Annotated in this window: 2 protein-coding genes; both read left to right on the top strand. The window is 41.2% G+C overall.

The features are described 5' to 3' along the window. Positions 1 to 495 (top strand): hypothetical protein (locus tag IDZ20_RS06950; RefSeq protein WP_223144922.1); only part of this gene is annotated, 495 nt, incomplete at its 5' end. A 142-nt stretch (positions 496 to 637) separates the two neighbouring features. After that, complete coding sequence (locus IDZ20_RS06955) at positions 638 to 1,105, top strand: hypothetical protein (RefSeq protein ID WP_188150705.1); 468 nt, start codon at positions 638 to 640, stop codon at positions 1,103 to 1,105. Positions 1,106 to 1,218 lie beyond the last annotated feature (113 nt).

The raw sequence follows: 1,218 nt of genomic DNA on the forward strand, positions 1-1,218 counted from the left end.
AGTTTTGCGGTAAAGTGGCGAAGCCACCGCAAAACGGAGCGTAGCATGCGGCATCAGGTTAACGCGGCGTTAAGCATCATGAATGAACAACGATTTATCGATGAAATTAAAAAGCATTTTTTGATGTCGGAAAAGGACTTGCGACATGTTCATAAATCATCTGAAGGCGAGATAAATCCACATATTATAAAATTAAATAGCTGCGCAGTAGGTTGCCTGAGTTTAGAATGGAATAGAGGCTTTATTTCCGCTTGGGTGCATATAACATATTTATATATTTACGAATCGAATTGTGGGATAGGTAGTGAAATTCTAAAAACTATCTGTGAAATCGCAGATAGCCTTAAGATATCTCTATTTCTAGATGTCGTGCCACAATTGCCTGATGATAATTCCATTCCAGAATGGAAGTTAAAAGTGTGGTACAAGTCATTCGGTTTTGTAGCTTCGGAAATACAAGGGTCATCTATGATGGAGCGGCAAATAAATGCTTAACAAAGCGTTCAAACGCGTTTCGGGCCTTCGGCCCTACACTGGACAGCCAAAGCTGCGCTGCTTTTGTGCATTTGCTTCGCAAATTATCGCACAAAAGCATCACAACTTTGTCTGCCGTTTAACGCGGCGTTATGAGTAAGTTATGAAGAGAGTAATTAAATGGATTTTGGGTTTAGCGGTTTTCGGAATCGTATGTCTCTACTCACTTTCCATTTATATATTTGGCGCTCCAGAAACAAATGTTGCTTACCAAACCGATGATGGTGAATGGGCTGACGGAGAAATATTATTTAAGGGGCGTGATTTTGAAGGTATTGTTTTTGGCTATGAGCTATACAAAATCGTATGCCAAAAGCCTCATCTTAAACTCCAACGAATCACACAGAAGCCAGAGGTGTGGAATATCGAGTGGTGGTTCGATGATTTTGATGAGCCGAAGTGGTTAGTACCATACACTAAACCACACAATAATTTGAATGGTGAAAAATATTATCGGCCTGAGGGCATGGATCATTGTGCCAATAAAGGCGTTAAACCAGAATTGTTAGATATTGCAGGGAAAAGAGCTAGTGAATATATTGCCAAATTACAGAAAACTCATAACAAATAAAGCCAGCACCGGCCCTGCGGGCCTGGACTCGCTACGCTCGCCGCTGCTTTAGGCGTTATGCGTCTTAACGGCTAGTAGAGTAGGGCTTGTAATTCATTGGTGTTGTTTCCTGT

The organism is Teredinibacter waterburyi (genome assembly GCF_001922985.1).
Classification (GTDB): domain Bacteria; phylum Pseudomonadota; class Gammaproteobacteria; order Pseudomonadales; family Cellvibrionaceae; genus Teredinibacter; species Teredinibacter waterburyi.